The organism is Chitinivorax sp. B (genome assembly GCF_005503445.1).
Lineage (GTDB): Bacteria > Pseudomonadota > Gammaproteobacteria > Burkholderiales > SCOH01 > Chitinivorax.
This window is the reverse complement of sequence record NZ_SCOH01000003.1, coordinates 1-17,472: the sequence shown is the minus strand read 5'-3', so window position 1 is coordinate 17,472 and position 17,472 is coordinate 1. Positions and strand designations below refer to the sequence as shown.

At 53.5% G+C, this 17,472-nt stretch carries 13 protein-coding genes and 2 pseudogenes; 2 read left to right on the top strand and 13 right to left on the bottom strand.

The window, feature by feature from the left end; all coding sequences use genetic code 11:
• Nucleotides 1-151 precede the first annotated feature (151 nt).
• The 3 genes from amaB to FFS57_RS02645 form a co-directional block, all read right to left on the bottom strand.
• Entirely contained in the window at nt 152-1,705 is a 1,554-nt protein-coding gene (gene amaB / locus FFS57_RS02655; RefSeq protein WP_137936215.1) for an L-piperidine-6-carboxylate dehydrogenase, read from the bottom strand.
• Complete coding sequence (locus FFS57_RS02650) at nt 1,702-2,823, bottom strand: saccharopine dehydrogenase family protein (protein WP_137936214.1); 1,122 nt, start codon at nt 2,821-2,823, stop codon at nt 1,702-1,704. Before FFS57_RS02650 ends, amaB begins: the two co-directional genes overlap by 4 nt.
• An 87-nt stretch (nt 2,824-2,910) precedes the next feature.
• Nucleotides 2,911-3,741, bottom strand: a complete 831-nt coding sequence (locus FFS57_RS02645; RefSeq protein WP_137936213.1) for a DUF1338 domain-containing protein — start codon at nt 3,739-3,741, stop codon at nt 2,911-2,913.
• Nucleotides 3,742-3,894: 153 nt separating this feature from the next.
• Between FFS57_RS02645 and FFS57_RS02640 the strand changes: the two genes are divergently transcribed.
• Entirely contained in the window at nt 3,895-5,019 is a 1,125-nt protein-coding gene (locus tag FFS57_RS02640; RefSeq protein WP_137936212.1) for a glycerate kinase, read from the top strand.
• A gap of 39 nt (nt 5,020-5,058) precedes the next feature.
• On the opposite strand, the gene FFS57_RS02635 is transcribed toward FFS57_RS02640, so the two are convergent.
• The 7 genes from FFS57_RS02635 to FFS57_RS02605 all read right to left on the bottom strand — a co-directional run bounded on the left by FFS57_RS02635 (nt 5,059) and on the right by FFS57_RS02605 (nt 13,148).
• On the bottom strand, nt 5,059-6,420 hold the full coding sequence (locus tag FFS57_RS02635; RefSeq protein ID WP_137936398.1) for an L-serine ammonia-lyase: 1,362 nt from the start codon (nt 6,418-6,420) through the stop codon (nt 5,059-5,061).
• A gap of 328 nt (nt 6,421-6,748) precedes the next feature.
• Complete coding sequence (locus tag FFS57_RS02630) at nt 6,749-7,078, bottom strand: glycine zipper domain-containing protein (protein ID WP_249383856.1); 330 nt, start codon at nt 7,076-7,078, stop codon at nt 6,749-6,751.
• A gap of 155 nt (nt 7,079-7,233) precedes the next feature.
• Nucleotides 7,234-7,746: a DUF934 domain-containing protein gene (locus FFS57_RS02625; protein ID WP_137936211.1), complete on the bottom strand. Its 513-nt coding sequence runs from the start codon at nt 7,744-7,746 to the stop codon at nt 7,234-7,236.
• Complete coding sequence (locus tag FFS57_RS02620; RefSeq protein ID WP_137936210.1) at nt 7,730-9,388, bottom strand: nitrite/sulfite reductase; 1,659 nt, start codon at nt 9,386-9,388, stop codon at nt 7,730-7,732. The genes FFS57_RS02625 and FFS57_RS02620 overlap by 17 nt, the downstream gene beginning before the upstream one ends.
• A 220-nt stretch (nt 9,389-9,608) precedes the next feature.
• On the bottom strand, nt 9,609-10,457 hold the full coding sequence (locus FFS57_RS02615; protein ID WP_137936209.1) for a hypothetical protein: 849 nt from the start codon (nt 10,455-10,457) through the stop codon (nt 9,609-9,611).
• Nucleotides 10,458-10,715: 258 nt separating this feature from the next.
• Complete coding sequence (locus FFS57_RS02610; RefSeq protein ID WP_137936208.1) at nt 10,716-11,990, bottom strand: O-acetylhomoserine aminocarboxypropyltransferase/cysteine synthase family protein; 1,275 nt, start codon at nt 11,988-11,990, stop codon at nt 10,716-10,718.
• A 150-nt stretch (nt 11,991-12,140) separates the two neighbouring features.
• Entirely contained in the window at nt 12,141-13,148 is a 1,008-nt protein-coding gene (locus tag FFS57_RS02605; protein ID WP_137936207.1) for a sulfate ABC transporter substrate-binding protein, read from the bottom strand.
• Nucleotides 13,149-13,445: 297 nt separating this feature from the next.
• Between FFS57_RS02605 and FFS57_RS02600 the strand changes: the two genes are divergently transcribed.
• Nucleotides 13,446-14,084: a peroxiredoxin gene (locus FFS57_RS02600; RefSeq protein WP_137936206.1), complete on the top strand. Its 639-nt coding sequence runs from the start codon at nt 13,446-13,448 to the stop codon at nt 14,082-14,084.
• Between the two features lie 254 nt (nt 14,085-14,338).
• Here FFS57_RS02600 and aroQ read toward each other — a convergent pair whose 3' ends face one another.
• From aroQ to FFS57_RS02590, 3 genes and pseudogenes are all read right to left on the bottom strand, one after another.
• The gene (aroQ, locus tag FFS57_RS26165) at nt 14,339-14,797 is read right to left on the bottom strand and encodes a gamma subclass chorismate mutase AroQ (RefSeq protein WP_349306715.1); all 459 of its coding nucleotides are present in this window, start codon (nt 14,795-14,797) and stop codon (nt 14,339-14,341) included.
• A 27-nt stretch (nt 14,798-14,824) separates the two neighbouring features.
• Nucleotides 14,825-15,601, bottom strand: a pseudogene (locus FFS57_RS26160) (transporter substrate-binding domain-containing protein); the annotation flags it as partial.
• A gap of 666 nt (nt 15,602-16,267) precedes the next feature.
• Nucleotides 16,268-16,825: pseudogene (locus FFS57_RS02590) on the bottom strand (transposase); the annotation flags it as partial.
• Nucleotides 16,826-17,472: the final 647 nt, after the last annotated feature.

Sequence of the window (17,472 nt, the reverse complement as noted above, 5' to 3'; positions counted from 1 at the left end):
ATAGTCTTAACCAGATAGGAAAAGAGCCATTGCTTAGCCCATTAAGGCTTAGATATTGAGTTTTCCATTAGTGATAAAAAGAGGCTGCCTATTAGTAGGCAGCCTCTTTTTCATCGGAAGCTGAAAGACTTATAGCAGGGCTGCTGAAGCATTACACATCAAACTTGATACCTTGCGCCAGCGGCAATGCATTGCCGTAGTTCACCGTGTTGGTTGTACGACGCATATAGTTCTTCCAGGAATCTGAGCCAGATTCCCGACCACCGCCTGTTTCTTTTTCGCCACCAAATGCGCCGCCAATCTCTGCTCCGGAAGTACCGATATTGACGTTGGCAATACCGCAGTCTGATCCGGAAGGTGAAACAAAGCGCTCTGCTTCCTGCATGCGATCGGTAAAGATCGCGGATGACAGGCCTTGTGGCACGCCATTTTGCAATGCGATAGCCTCATCCAGCGTTTTGTAAGTCATGACGTACAAAATCGGCGCGAAGGTTTCGTGGCATACCACGGGCAGATTACCATTGACCCGGACAACGGCTGGGCGCACGTAGAAACCGTTGGCTGGGACGCCTTCAGTGACGCGTTCGCCACCATAAATCACTTCGCCACCTTGTGCCTTGGCATCGGCCAGTGCTTGTTGCTGTGCCTTGAAAGACAGTTCGTCGATCAATGGGCCAACCAGTTTGCCTGATTCGCGTGGATCACCAATCGGTAATGTGCCATATGCCTTGGCAATGCGGGGGATCAGTTTCTCGACAACAGACTCCTGAACGATCAGGCGGCGCAGTGTGGTACAACGTTGACCGGCTGTACCCGCTGCGGAGAACACGATGGCGCGCAAGGCCAATTCCAGATCAGCGGTTTCGGTGACGATCATCGCGTTGTTGCCACCCAGCTCTAGCAGTGAGCGGCCAAGGCGGCCGCCAACTGTTGCAGCAACAGCCTTGCCCATGCGGACTGAACCGGTAGCGGAAACCAGTGGCAGCAAGGACGATTCGGCCATTTGCTTACCTGTATCCACTTCGCCAATCACGATTTGAGACAGGCCACGTGGCGCGCCATCGAAGTTGGCAATGACTTCATCAACAACCGATTGAATCGCCAATGCGCACAGTGGAGCCTTTTCAGACGGTTTCCAGACGACAGGGTCGCCACACACGAAGGCCAGCATGGCATTCCATGCCCACACGGCTTGTGGGAAGTTGAATGCGGTGATGATGCCCACGGTACCCAGCGGGTGCCACTGCTCCATCATACGGTGCTCGGGGCGTTCCGATACGATGCTCAGGCCGTGCAATTGACGGGACAGGCCGACAGCGAAATCGCAAATGTCGATCCACTCCTGCACTTCGCCTTCCGCTTCGGCCACGATCTTGCCAGCTTCCAGGGTGATGACCTGAGCCAGTTCCTTTTTCTTGGCACGAACCTTTTCACCAATCAGTCGTACCAGCTCGCCACGGCGTGGTGCTGGTACAGTGCGCCATTTCAGGAAAGCGGCATGGGCTTCTTTGATGGCCTGTTCGGTAATCGCTGCAGGTGCGTTGACGTAGCTACCTAGGGACGCATGATCAATCGGTGAGCGTAGCGATTTGGCCGGACCATTGTCGAACACGGCTTCGCCATTGATGATGGCGCTGGCCCACTGTTCACCCTTCAGGTATTTGCCGAGGCTCAGTGCCTCGATTAATTTCGGATCGAGTTTCATACCTTGACCTTTTCAGCATGGTTGGAGTCGGTCGAGTAATACTTGCCAAAGCGGTTGGACAGGAACTGGTCGAGATCGACTTGCTCTTGGCTGACAAAACCCTTGCTTGGCAATTGGCCACTGCGATGCAGGTCAATGACTGCGGTAGCGCCAGCGGATGTGGTCAATTGGATGGACGACCAGTGTTCGCCGTGGATGTCTTGATGGTAGATCTTACGTGCATCGGTTTCCTGCATGTAGAAACCGTCTTTCCAGCCAGAAGCGGAAACGTATACCAGCACCACGTCTTGGCGGGTGATGGGCAGTGCATTTTCCATGATTTCTTTCAACTGCTTGCGACGCGCCACTTCGGAGCCCATCTTCAAACCGTTGATCAGGAAATCCATCAGGTATTGGTGGCCAGGATAACGAACGGTCTTGTAGTTCAGATCGTTGATCTTGCCTTCCAGTGTTTCACACAAAGTCCCCAGGCCGCCAGAGGTGTTGAATGCTTCGTACTCCAGGCCATCCAGCGAGAAGTGTTCCAAGCCTTCCAGTGCCAGTACTTCAATGGGCTTGCCGCTGACGATGGCTTCGCAAGGATTACAGTATTCGTTGATCAACCCATCGGTAGACCAGGTCAGGTTGTACTTCAGGTGGTTATGCGGATATTGCGGCAGGGCGCCAACGCGCATTTTGACGCTGTCCAGCTTGTCAAAACGTTTGGCCAGCGCATAGCCCAGGATACCGATGAAGCCGGGTGCCAAGCCACATTGCGGCATGAAGATCTGGCCTTCTTTGGCTTCCTTCGCCAGTTCGCGAATGCGGCGGGTCGTTTCCACATCTTCTGTCAGGTCGAAGTAGGATACGCCAGCGTGCAGCGCGGCTTCAGCAATGCCAGGGTTGATATCGAACGAGCAAGCGGACAGAACGCCTTTCTTGCCATCCAGTGCACGTGCCAGATCCTGCGGCGACTTCACATCCAGCACAGTGGTCTCAACCGGGACATACTTGGCGAGGCGGTCTAGGGCTGCCGGATCACGGTCAGCCACAGTGACCTTGTAGTCACCGCTGTGGTGCAGCAGCTTGGCGATGCTGGCGCCGATTTTGCCGGCACCTACGATAAGGATCGGGTACATGTGTTGTCTCCTGTTACTGTTTAAAGCGAGTGCAGTGAGGCGGGGCATCTGATACCAAGCCGAAGGTCAGCTTGTTGGATGTGCCCATTAACTGCCTGCAGCCACACCTGCGACGTTCACGTTGGTTGATTCGAAAATCTTGTCCGCGCTGGCGGCAATAAAACCTTGGTACAAATCGCCATCGGCTGTGGGGTAACGCTTGGCGAATTCGTAATAGCAAGTTGGAATGCTGTGTGTGCTGCCATCACCAAAGGTCACAGGCATGCGGTCCGCCAGGGTGGAGCCTTGCTCCAGCAGCTGTGTCGGTGTGCCCTTGATCTTGCCGCCGGCAGCGTTAATGGCAAAGCCCGCGGTTTCAACACGATCGATCACAGCAGCCAATGTTGTGGGGCGTTCCAGGTGGTCGACCGAAATGGTGAAGTGATTGACACGCATACCGATGGCGGCCATCCAGGCAGCGTATTCGCTTTCGGCCAGCAGCGTCTGGTATTCATCCCAAGTGGGCATATCCCACAACAAGCCGGACCAGAATACATCGATGGTGTCGACTTTGGATTCGTCAATTTGTCTACACAATTTGTCGATGATGGTTTGGGCCGCCGGGCTGAGTTGTTCTACCAGCAATTCGGAGAGGAAAATGCGCGGTTGCTTGGGGTCGTCATGAACGTATCCCCATGCATAAAGTTTTTTCTCTTCAAAGATATAGGGCTCAAGTCGGCGATAGCCAAGCTTGAAGAAATGTTGTTCTAGGCGTGCCAGATTGATCGGGGCACGGTTGAATGTACGGAAAGCGACGTGGTCATTGTAGACTTCGGTATTGTCGGCCTTGAACAGGGCATGGATTTTCTCTGCCTGTGGCGCCATATGAACGTAGTCTTGCCATAGCAGCTGATAAAACGTATTCAAATTCATGGATATTGATCTCGATTCCTTGGGACGCAGGCCCCTGCCGGTTGATGACGAATTGCAGCGCCGGACCGGTCTAAATGTATATACAATTCACGTTGTAAAGTTTGTGCTCGGCTGAGCGCTTTGTCAACCCCTCCATACATATGGCTATAGGGACTTACCATGAGAGTTGTGATTGCACCGGATTCATTCAAGGGCAGCTTGCCTGCCTGCGTTGTAGCTAACGCAATCGAAAAAGGTCTGCGGCGAGTGTGGTTGGACGCGGAATGCCGTTTGTATCCGATGGCGGATGGGGGGGAGGGCACGCTGGATGCCATTGCTGCAACCCGACAGGGTTCAATTTGCTGGTATTCGACAGTGAATTCGGAAGGGCGACCTATCGAGGCACCTATTTGGTTTGATGGCAGTGGGCATGCTTTGATCGAAGTGGCGCAAATCATTGGCCTGCCTGCCGTCACTGATAGCGCCCTGGTACACCGAACCACTGTGGGTGTGGGGTTGTTGTTGAAACATGCGTTGGAGGCGGGTGCAAACCGGATCAGCATTGCATTGGGGGGGACGGCTACAAATGACGGTGGGGTTGGCATGATGCAGGCGCTGGGTTGCCGCCTGATGAATCAACATGAAGAAGTGATTCCTGCAACTCTGGATGGGCTGCAACATCTCGCAAGGGTAGATTGGCAGGGGCTGGATGTCCGCTTGACCAAGCTACCATTGGTAGCGTTGACGGATGTGAATAACCCATTATGTGGAGAGCGGGGCGCCACACGCATATTTGGGCGGCAAAAAGGGGTGCCCGAATCCAGCATGGCTGAATTTGATGCACGCTTGGCTGCTTGGGCCAGACTGGCGGAAGCTGGGGGTATTCGCCAAGGGTTGGCCAATTCCGAAGGGGCGGGTGCGGCGGGTGGGTTGGGCTATGCCTTGAAATTACTGGGTGCCAGCCAGCAGGCTGGGGCACAGACGATTGCGGAGTGGATTGGTTTACCTGCAGTCATCGCTGGGGCGGACTGGGTTATTACTGGAGAAGGGCGATCAGACCGACAGACGTTGGCTGGCAAAGCGCCGTATGAAGTGGCGCAACTGGCCAGGCGGCATGGGGTGCCGGTGACTTTGTTGTCGGGCGGGGTGGTTGCTGCAGATCTGGCAGCGTTGACACCGCACTTTGATGGGGTATTTTCGTTGGTCTGCGGGCCGATGACACTTGAGGCGGCCAAGCGTGATGCAGCTACATTGCTGGCCAATCAGGCCGAACAGTTGGCAAGGTTGTTCGGCCGTGCAAGATAGTAATATTGACAAGTGGCAGCGCCAGTTACCTCCTGTTGATCAGCACTCAGTTACGTTGACCGCCAGGCCGCCTTGGGAAGTTTCCTTGTAACGTTGCTGCATGTCTTTGCCAGTCTCCAGCATGGTGTGAATCACGGTATCCAATGATACTTTGTGCTCGCCATCTTCCAGTAGTGCCAATTGAGCAATCTTGATTGCTTTCTCAGCTGCAATGCCGTTGCGTTCGATACAGGGGATTTGCACGAGTCCGCCAACTGGGTCACAGGTCATGCCCAAATGGTGCTCCATGGCAATTTCCGCCGCGTTCTCTACTTGCGCAAGGGTACCACCCATGACCGCTGCCAGTGCGCCGGCCGCCATTGAGCAGGCGACGCCTACCTCGCCTTGGCATCCCACTTCGGCACCTGAGATCGATGCATTCATTTTGTACAGCAAGCCAATTGCCCCGGCTGTCAGCAGGAACTCGACAATGCGATCGTCGTTGGCGCCGGGAATGAAGTTGCGGTAATACTCCAGTACTGCAGGGACGATACCAGCTGCGCCGTTGGTGGGGGCAGTCACTACCCGGCCACCGGCTGCATTCTCTTCGTTGACTGCCATGGCATACAGCATTGGCCATAGCATGGTGTTGTGTTGACCAGCACCGTTCTGTGAGGACAGTTTTTTATACAGCGACGGGGCGCGGCGACGTACATTCAATCCGCCAGGCAGAATGCCTTCATGGCGGCAGCCAGCCAGGATGCATTCATGCATTACATTCGCAATATCCAGCCCTCTGGCGCGAATTTCGTCGCCACTTGCCCGTGCGCGCTCATTCTCCCAGATCAGGGTAGCAATCGATTTACCCTGTTTGCGGCAGTGGGCCAGCAATTCGTCAGCATTGGCGAATGGGAAAGGTACAGCAACGGTGGGCTGATCAATACCGAATTCTTCTTCCTGGACGATGAACCCACCGCCAATGGAGTACCACGTCTGTAGTAACAGTGGTTTACCCTGGGCGTCAAACGCAGAAAAGCGCATTCCATTGGCGTGTTTGGGCAGGAATTCATGTTTGTGCAGTAGCAGATCCTGACTGAAATCAAATGAGATCGGATGCGTACCGCCCAGCATCATGGCATGTTCTTGCTGAATGGACTGTGCGCGGGGTGCAACGCTGGCCGGCTCGACAGTGCGTGGATGCTTGCCTTCAAGGCCAAGCAGGACAGCATTGACTGTGCCATGGCCATGGCCGGTGAGCGCTAGTGAGCCGTACAGATCGGCTTTTACCCGGACGGTGATGGTCAATTGCTGTTGTTGCCGGAGCTGCTCGATGAAGGCCAATGCAGCCTTCATCGGGCCGACGGTATGAGAGCTGGAAGGCCCGATACCAATGGAGAACAGGTCAAAGACGCTGATCATGATTGAGTCCCCTCGATTCTGTATATACACCACATCGAGCACGGCATAGCCAGCTCACCTTGCTTGTCGCCAGGTTGGGCAGAGGCTGTCGTGCACTGAATGTGGACTCGCTCCGGTCTGGCGCCGGGGTCTGCACGTTATTCTGGGTGGTGTGCCACATAGAATAACGGCAGAATCCCCATTGTATAGACAAAAGTTGATGAAGTTAAATCTGGGAAAGCCTGTAAGCCTACTGGCAAAAGGTCTTTAATTGAATCAGGTTATTCGGAACAAAAAAAGCCGCGCTGTTGGCGCGGCAAATATCAAGGAAGAGGGTGGTACGGACAACAGTTCAATCGTCGTGGTGGTGACGATGATGACGATGTCCGCGCCCACGGCCACGGTGGCCCTTGCGGTCGACATACACCACTTCACGTTCACGCACAACACGGGCCTCTCGACGCTTCGACACGTTGGAGCCGACTGCAGCGCCAGTGGCACCACCAATCGCACCACCGATGATTGCGCCATCTCGGCCACCAACCTGGCTGCCGATTGCAGTACCCAAGGCACCGCCGACTGCGCCGCCGATCACAGCGGTCCCGTCAATTTCGCCCGCACTGGCGACTGTGCTGGCCATCAGGCCAACGGTGGCTAAGACGCATGCAAGCTGTTTGAACATGGAAACTCCTGGCTATCGTTGCGAAGAAACTGGCGTCAGTTTAGCGGCATTGCCTGAACCCAAACTTAACATGCCGTTGAAATGATCCCGTTTTGACATGCAAGGTGGCATGCTTGGCTGATTGATGGCAGTGTGCACCATGCAAGACGCCTTTGTTAGGGGAGAGCTGCTCGGCGACGGAACAATGGGATTGATTGGGTTGCAGAAACTTGATAGGCATCGGTGAAATCACTCAAGCCTTTCAATGCTTCTACAATATCTTTGTCTTGCCGCACAGCAAAGGCATCAAATCCGCAGCGTGCAAGGTAGAACAACGTATCCTTGAACACATCACCAACTGCGCGTAATTCGCCCTGGTAACCGTAACGTTCACGTAGCAGCCTAGCAGTAGAGTAGCCCCGGCCATCGGTAAAGGCAGGAAAATCCACTGCCACGACAGCAAAGTGTGATAAATCTGCCACGATCTCTGATGGATCATCATCCGGTGCCAGCCACACACCGATCAGGTCCTTGCGCGATGTCAGTTGATCACGCTCGGATTGCCAGCAGGTCAGCGGTACGATGATGTCGCCTGCAGCTGGGATGGCCGGCAAGCTGCCATCGTCGGCAGGTCGTAATAGTGTGAACCGATCGTCGACAATGGTGAGTTGTTTAATGAGCTTTGGCATAGACATGTTCCTTGAATGGCTCGATACCGACACGGCGGACGGTATCGATGAACCGTTCATCTTCGTGACGCTTGTTCAGATAAACATGAATCAGCTTTTCAATGACATCGGGCATGTCAGCACGGGCAAAGCTGGGGCCGATCACCTTGCCTAACGAAGCGCGATTGCCTTGGGCGCCGCCAATTGAAACCTGGTACCACTCTTCTCCATTTTTATCGACACCGAGAATGCCAATGTGACCAATATGATGATGACCGCAGGAGTTCATACAGCCGGAAATGTTCAGATCCAGGTCACCAATGTCATACAGGTAATCCAGATCTTCAAAACGTTGCTGAATGGCTTCAGCCACGGGGATGGACTTGGCATTGGCCAGTGAGCAGAAATCCCCCCCCGGGCAGCAGATCATGTCAGTCAGCAAGCCGATATTGGGGGTAGCAAAACCGATGGCTTTGGCCTTTTCCCATAAAGTGAGCAGGTCTGCTTGTTTGACATCGGCCAGAATCAGGTTCTGCTCGTGGCTGACGCGCAATTCGCCAAAACTGTATTGATCTGCCAAGTCTGCAACGGTGTCCAGTTGATCGGCGGTGGCATCACCTGGGGCAGGGCCGGTGGCTTTCAATGATAAGGTCACGGCTGCATAGCCGGGTACTTTATGGGCTCGTACGTTACGTTCAACCCACTTGCTGAAAGCCTTGTTCGATGCAACGGCCGTGCGGAACCCTACATCTTCCACCGGTAATTTTTCGTAAGCGGGTCCTTGGAAGAACGACATCAGGCGATCGAATTCATCCTGCGGTACCGTGGCTGGACCGTCCTTGAGATGTGCCCACTCCTCTTCGACTTTTTGCGCAAAGACTTCGGGGCTGAGTGCCTTGACCAGAATCTTGATGCGGGCTTTGTACTTGTTGTCCCGTCTGCCAAACCGGTTATAGACGCGCAATACAGCATCCAGATAAGTCAGCAGGTGCTCCCGTGGCAGGAATTCGCGAATAGCGGAACCGATGATGGGTGTACGGCCCAAGCCGCCGCCTACGATGACCTGAAAACCAACCTTGCCATCGGAATCCTTGTGCAGGTTCAACCCGATATCGTGTACCCATACTGCTGCACGATCATCGACGGCTCCATTGACTGCGATCTTGAACTTTCGCGGCAAATGGGCGAATTCGGGGTGAAAAGTCGACCATTGGCGAATCAGTTCACAGTAAGGGCGCGGATCAATGAGCTCATCTGCCGTTACGCCGGCGAACTGATCGGTCGTGGTGTTGCGGATACAGTTACCCGACGTCTGGATTGCATGCATCTGCACTGTGGCCAGTTCGGCCAGAATGTCCGGTACTGCCTCCAGCGCAGGCCAGTTGAATTGAATGTTCTGGCGGGTGCTGAAATGGCCATAGCCACGGTCATAGGTTCGTGCAATGTGAGCCAGTTTGCGCAACTGGTGGGTGTTCAACTCACCATATGGAATGGCAACCCGCAGCATCGGGGCATGACGCTGAATGTAAAGGCCATTTTGTAAGCGCAACGGGCGGAACTCGTCATCAGTCAGTTCACCACTCAGATAGCGGCGAGTCTGATCTCGAAATTGGGCGACGCGTTCATCGACGATTCGCTGATCGATTTCGTCGTAGATGTACATGGTGTGATATCCCCAGTATTAGGGTGCCGCATCTGGAAAGGGCAGCAAAGAAGCATTGCCCTGGCGACACCGGCTGCAGTATCTGATTGATATCGCAACCTATTTGTAGTGATGGGGCAGCATACCATAGCTGGCATATGCAAAATAATGATAATTCCGAATATGGTTAGCGGAAAAAGTTATTAGCTTGCGGTGAAATGTGTCGGTGAATGACGGAAAGTCAGGCTATCTCGGTTGGCTGCGGGTTGATCCAGCCACGGCGTTGCAGATGGCACACGCTGGTACATAGTAGTGCGGGTACGAGTAAATTGATTATCGGGATAGCCATCAATACAAAGTGAAACAGCCCCAGCATCAATACAACTTTCGATTGCTGTTGATATAGCTCATCACACTGGATGTCGGTCAGGCTGCTTTGGGCAGCGGGCTGATATAGCAATCGGATTGGGCAGGCAAACATCAATTTCAGTACATAGAAAAACGCATAGATGGGGATGCACAGCTTCAGCAAAGCAACCAGTGTGGTCTTGATTGAACTGCGTGGGGGTGGCGTTATCAGGGAGGCAGCGGGTTGCACCCAGTCAGGATAATGTTTGGCAACCACCGTTTGGGCTCGTTGCAGAAATAGCCAGCGAATTGGCAGCTGTATCGTGACCAGTACCCCCAACAGGAACAGCAACACATAGAATGCGATGGCGATGGCCAATGCTGCCAGTACGGCCTGAATAAAAGGTCCCAGACTGGCAAGCCCGGATGCCAGATTGGAGGCCAGTGCGCCAGGTATATTGCCCATTGCCACAACACTGCCACCGGTACCGCCGAACCCGGCCAAAGTCGTACCAAACAGGCCGAAGAACGATACCAGCGCCACCACCCCACTGAGTTCGAGGAAAATGCCAGCCTGTTTCACATACAGCCAAAGCCAACCGATTGTGACCAGCACACACCATAACGCGGACCGCCACCAGAGGCCCTGGCGGCAGGCATCCAGTAATCCATATTGCATACAGCTACCAGCTTCTTTGGCTGCATTCATCCAAATCAGACTTTGGATTTTGAGTTTTTTCATTTGTATTGATCATTCAGCAAAGGGTGGTTTGACAAGGGATATCGTCACTAGGGTAGCGTTCTGCCATTTTTCCCCTCCTGACATGAAAGCACAGCGGCCCATCGTGGGTATCAACAACCCTTGCTTGGCGGGCAGGGGTTGTTGCTATTCTTGGTGCGATCATCCACCTGTTCAGTGTTGTTGAACTGTCAGCAGAACGGCTGTAATTGCAGTGCCGATGCCGGTTGTCATTGTGATAATGGCAATCCTGAATAGGGGTCAACGTGATTTGTTCAATGCTTGATCGATATCGGCCAATAGATCCTCGATGTGTTCGATACCAATCGATAGTCGTACCATGTCAGGGCTGACACCCGCCTTCTTCAGCTCATCTGGCGACAATTGACGGTGGGTGGTGCTGGCAGGGTGGCAGGCGAGCGATTTGGCATCGCCGATGTTGACCAGACGGGTGACCAGCTGCAACGCATCGATAAAACGCCCGCCGGCTTCCGCCCCTCCTTTGATGCCAAAGCTGAGTACGCCCGATGCCTTGCCACCTAAGTAACGATCCACCAGATGCTTGGATGGATTGTCTGGCAGCGCGGCGTACTGCACCCATTCCACTTGGCGATGCTGTGCCAGGTGTCTGGCGATGGCCAGAGTATTGTCATTGATACGATCCATGCGTAATGCCAGGGTTTCGATACCTTGCAGGATCAGGAAGCTGTTGAACGGGCTGAGGGCGGCACCCATATTCCGTAGTGGTACAACCCGCGCACGACCGATGTAGGCAGCGGTACCAAGCGCTTCGGTATAGACTACGCCGTGGTAGCTGACATCCGGCTCATTCAGTCGTTTGAAGCGTTGTTTGTGCTTTGCCCATGGGAACTTGCCGGAATCGACGATGGCACCGCCAATGCTGTTACCGTGACCACCCAGATATTTAGTCAGGGAGTGAACGACTATATCAGCGCCATGTTCGAATGGCCGACATAGGTAGGGTGTGGCAACTGTATTGTCGATGATCAGCGGAATGCCGTGTCGATGGGCGATGTCAGCCAGGGCGCCAATATCCACGACGTTACCCAGTGGGTTACCAATGGATTCGGCATAAATTGCCTTCGTGTGCTCGTCAATCAGTCTTTCAAAGCTGGCGGGTTCACGATAATCGGCAAACCGGGTTTGAATGCCATACTGCGGCAAGGTGTGGGCCAGCAGATTGTAAGTGCCGCCATACAACGTGCTGGTCGCGATGATGTTGTCACCGGATTCGGCAATGGTGAGGATGGCATAGGTAATGGCCGCCTGGCCGGACGCCAGCGCCAAGGCGCCAACGCCGCCTTCCAATGCTGTCATCCGTTTTTCCAGAACATCGGTGGTGGGGTTCATGATGCGGGTGTAGATGTTGCCCTGCACTTTGAGATCGAACAAATCGGCGCCGTGCTGAGTACTATCGAAGGCATAACTGGTGGTCTGGTAGATCGGGACGGCAACCGCCTTGGTGGTGGGGTCGGGGCTGTAACCACCGTGGACGGCCAGGGTTTCAATACGCATTGCTTCTCCTCGGTTGTGGAAAAAGGCGGCCTTTGACAGGCTGTCTGTTCGATACGGACATTGATCTGAATGAGGCTTGACCAATTCGACCATGTCGGTAGACATCAATCTGGATACTGCGTCGCGCATCATGCCACAGGCGCGGGTCGATTATTTGACGCCATAGATCTGATCGAACACGCCGCCGTCGGTAAAGTGGGTTTTCTGGGCCTTTCGCCAGCCGCCAAATAGCTCATCGATTTTGAACAGGGTGACTGCCGGGAATTGTTTGACGTATTTCTCTGCCACTTTGGCGTCAATCGGGCGATAGTAGTTCTGGGCAGCGATTTCCTGGCCGGTTGGCGTATAGAGATAGTCCAGATAGGCTTTGGCAACGGCTGTGGTACCGTGTTTTGCGGTGTTTTTGTCTACTACCGAGACGGGTGGTTCTGCCAGAATTGACAGTGGAGGGGCGACGATATCGAATTTATTGGGGCCTAATTCCTTGATCGCCAACAGGGCCTCGTTTTCCCAGGCCAGCAAGACGTCGCCAATACCTCGCTCGACAAATGTGGTGGTTGACCCGCGTGCACCTGAATCCAGCACGGGTACGTTCTTATACAATTTTTGTACGAAATCCTTAGCCTTTGCATCGCTTCCACCAGGTTGCTTCAAGGCAAAGCCCCATGCAGCAAGGTAGTTCCAGCGCGCTCCACCAGAGGTTTTCGGATTGGGGGTGATCACCTGCACACCTGGTTTCACCAGATCGGGCCAATCCTTGATTTGCTTGGGATTGCCTTTTCGTACCAGAAACACAATGGTGGACGTGTAAGGTGAGGCATTGTGTGGCAGGCGCTTTTGCCAGGCGGGATCAATCAGTTTGGCGCGTTCGGCAATTTCGTCGATGTCATAAGCCAGTGCTAGCGTGACCACATCGGCTTCCAAGCCGTCGATGACTGCCCGTCCTTGTTTCCCTGAACCACCGTGTGATGTTTTCACCGAAACGTCGTCACCGGTTTTTTGCTTGTAATGCTGTGCAAATGCCTTGTTGAAATCTTGATACAACTCACGTGTCGGGTCATAGGAGACATTCAATAGCGAGACACTGGCGGCAATGGCAGATTGCGTTAGCAGCGTGGCAGATAGGGCAAGTGCAGTGAACCAGTGGTGGTGCGTCATGGGGAGTCCTCTCTCAGTCTGATTGGATGTATATCGACCGAGAATGGAACCGGGTCGAGTCATGAGCGCAGTCTAGGGGTAAGTGTTATATATCCACAAATAATGAAATATGATTTTTATATAACTTTTTGTCCGACATTGCTAAGCTATAGTCGCGATAGGAAGTCTGATCTAAAATAACTAAAAAGAATAAATGTTCGATTCAATATTCTTTTGATGAATTCTGACTGTCGCGTAATCTGGTTTGCACGTTTGCCGTCATTGCACAGCACCATCACATATCCAGGAGAATCCACCATGAGTTTGCGTTTAGGCGATACCGCACCGGATTTTACTCAAGACTCCAGCGAAGGTCCGATCAAGTTCCACCAATGGTTGGGTGACAGCTGGGGCGTGCTATTCTCGCATCCCGCTGATTTTACACCGGTTTGCACGACTGAGCTGGGTACAGTAGCAAAGCTGAAGCAGGAGTTTACCCGTCGCAATGTGAAGGTGATCGCACTGTCGATTGATCCTGTCCCATCGCATCATGAGTGGATTAAAGACATCAATGAAACCCAGCAGACCACGGTCAATTTCCCCATTCTGGCAGATGATGACCGCAAGGTGTCGCTGCTGTATGACCTGATCCATCCTAATGCCAGTGCCACGGCGACGGTACGGTCAGTTTTCGTGATTGACCCTGCCAAGAAGGTTCGCCTGATCATCACCTACCCAGCCAGCACGGGTCGTAATTTTGATGAATTGCTGCGGGTGATCGATTCGCTGCAATTGACCGAATATCACAGCGTGGCAACACCGGCCAACTGGAAGGATGGTGAGGATGTAGTGATTGTGCCTTCACTGCAGGATCCGGCCGTGATTGCCGAGAAGTTCCCGAAAGGGCACAAGGTGATCAAGCCTTATCTGCGTATTACGCCCCAACCGAATCGCTGAGATTTTGTAGACGGCCCGTACCGCTTTGGGCACGGGCTTTTTTATGTGGGGGGCGCACTACCTGATTCAGTCATCAGCGATGCCGCCAAGTATATGAATGGGGAGCCGCTGGTTTCGGCATGCTGCTGTGAGCCCATGTTGCAAACACTGGTGTGGTCAGTTGCGACATGAGGCATCGATTGAACCTGCTGGGTGACCCAGTTTCAATCGATGCCATCATTACATGTAACGCATGGCGCTGTATTGGCGGTGCTTTATCGGGCAGTCAGCAAGGGCTGGGTTGCGGTGTATGCCGCATCTCCCCAATTGCTGGCTGGCACCCAACGTTTTGCAGCTGTAGCCACAATCTGTCGCTTGGTCGGGTCAGCCAGGGTAGCCTGATTACGGGCAAGTGCCTGGATCAGCTTGGCTGTCAGGTCGTCCAGGCGTGGGCGAATTTCGGTTTTCAGATCTGGAATATCCTCGAATCGGCCTGGTTGGCTTTGGCGCCAATCATCAATCAATTTGCGCTGGATCACCTTGGCGGCTTCGATCTGGGCGCGGAAAAAGGTGGTCGCCAGCTCCGGCGCAACCTTGGCTTCCGCTGCCTGTTTCACCAAGCCATCCAGAATTATTTTTTCACGTGGCAAATCCTCTACCGGGGACTGGTCATTCCACTTGTAGCGGGCGACATCGGGCATCAGCTTCAGGCGTTCGTTCATCAGCGCCAACAACTGGTCCAATTCGCCCTGTGGGGTTTGGGCCAGCCAAGGCCAATTCAGCCAGCGTTCCTGTAGTCGGGTCAGGGCGCCACGTTCCTGTACCTGGTGCAAAAACTGATCAACCCAGGCTTTCCAGCGAAAATCATTCGGCAACAGAAAAGCCTTTTCCGAGAAAGTAAATGGCTGGCTGGGATGAATGGCACAGAGTGTGGGGCGCAATTTGGCCTGCAAACGGGTTTCAATGGCATCGGTGATCATCACATCTGCCTTGCCGGCTTCAATTTGCTCAAAGATGGTGGTGTTGTCTGGATGTACAGTCAGCTTGGCCTGACGCAGGTTGGTTTTGGCAAAGCGTTCGTTAGTGCCACCAGGGTTGACGATCACGTTGACCTCTGGATGATCGATCTGGGACAAGGTCTGAAAACGGTCAGCCTGAGCGCAACGGGCAATTGGTGTTTTGCCATCGCGTAAATAGGGAATGGAGAACAGTGCTTTCTTCTGCCGATCCAGGCTGATGGATACGCCACTCATGGCGATGTCGAATTTGCCGGCCTCGTAGTCGGGCATCAGCTTGGGCCAAGTGGTCGGTACCCATTCCAGCTTGACTCCCAACTCTTTGGCCAACTGTCGGCCCAGATCAATATCCAGTCCCTCATAATCGCCAGTGAGCGGGTTTTTGTAACTGAACGGCTGATAGTCGCCGGTGGTGGCGATGCGCAGCGTGCCACGTGCCAGGATCTCTGCCAGACGATCATCGGCCGCGAAGGTGGGTGTGGCCAGACAAGCCAGCAAAGGCAGGGTGAGTTGCGGTTTCATGCAGCTCCTTTTCTTGAAAATGGGTAGGTCCGGCAAGTCACCGGATATGCACAACGGTTTGGCCAAAGGCCGGCTGAATTCGATGTTGGCGGTAGTGAGCTGAGGTGGTTTCAGCGAACTGTCTTGGTACGACATCAATCCAGCGGATCTCGGCCAGGATGATTGCTTGACCACATTTGTCAGATCGGGTTCCCAAACCGGTTTCAGTAAGATTGCATTTGCAGTGGGCATCAAGCTGTTCAACGTGAGATTGGTCTTGGCGTAATGGGCGCAGATAGCGTGTCCTAGATGTTTGATGTCTTATTGCGTGACCATGATCGGGGCTCATGTGCTGCTCAACATCCTCATGCATCGCACATGCACCACGGTTTTTGCGCTGCGCTTCATTCCGCTGATTACCGCTCATCACAGATTTTGAACAGGCTCTTGGATCCAGTCACCAAAACCCATCGGCATTGTGAATCCTGCGCCACTGCAAGACAACCACTATAGCCTGGATCAAAGCGTGAGATGATTTTGTGGTGGCAGTATCAGGTAGCCTGATGGCTGGCCTGTGATGTGCAGAATACCCAAGGGACTCAAATCTTTTGTTGGGATGCATAGGCTCTGTTGCATAAATCCAGTGCAGGATGAGTTTCCCCTTTCCCCAACAGATTGATGCCACCGCCACCGTGTATGGACGGCCCAGCCAAGTCGCTTGGTGGCGCCTAGCATCTCGTTCCGAGCCAGCACGCCCAGCGAGCTTCCTTTCCACGGCCGAGCATGCTTGCGCGTGGGGATGCACCCAATCGCGCCCCGTGCCGCAATCGCCTCATGGCAAGCCTGGGTATCGAAAGCGCCATCGCCCAGCATTTTGATGCCGGTACTATCGACCGACAGGTGCAGCGCACCTGAGCTTTTCTGGAAGGGAATGTTGACTTGCAACGTCTGCTGATGCCGGCACGGCGTGCTGTCGTCCGGGGCGCTCCAGTCCTGCCAGCTTGAGCAGACTTTGGATGAAGCCAATGGTTTGTCGCAACGCCAGGCCGAACAGGTTCTTGATGGTCAAACAGAATTGAATGGCCGCATCGTTGTGGGTTGGTGCCCGACCTCGCTTTCCTTGCGGCCTTGCCTGTCATGTCATGCCCGTGTCCAGCCAGATGGACAGGGCGCCGCACTGGATCAGGACTTGGTTATAGGCTTTCCAGTTGGTAGTTCGGTACTGCTTCGGCGTGGCTTGGTCATGTGACTAGCTTACCAGTCCCACTACGCGCACGGATTTGTGCAACAGCGCCAGATCGATGTAAAACACCCCTCACTGATTGCAAATGGTGAGGGGTGTTTTTCTAAATAACAATAGCAACTGCAAAACTTGATTTCATTTCACTCCATCTTAATATTCGGTTTTAAGTGTCCGATTGGTCACGCAAATCCTTGCCCATCGACTCAATCAACCTGCTTGGCCATGCTGATTTTTCCATATTGTATTCAATGGTATGTGGGTGTTGTTACCCCTGCTGGTGAATAGCCATTCATTAATTTACTGAAACACGATATTCAGAAATTAATGATTAATTGATAATTTCATTGATTTGAATGTCTTTGCATCAAACTTCGGCATTGCTTATAGTGCATGCCCACTCGAATTGCTGACTATTTTTGCGGAAATCTCACTCAGCCAATCAATTTCATCTTGCTGAATATCAATTTTCAGGCAAGTGGTAAATATATGCCAATTCAAATTCTAAATGTGCTGATCAAGCTGCCGTCCATTTTGCTGATGACTAGCCCATGACCTGATCCGCCCCCTGCTGGTTGGCCGTCATCTGCGGCCGACCAGATCTGTACGCAATCGACCAACACACTCATGACACAGCCAGCTGGCGTGACGG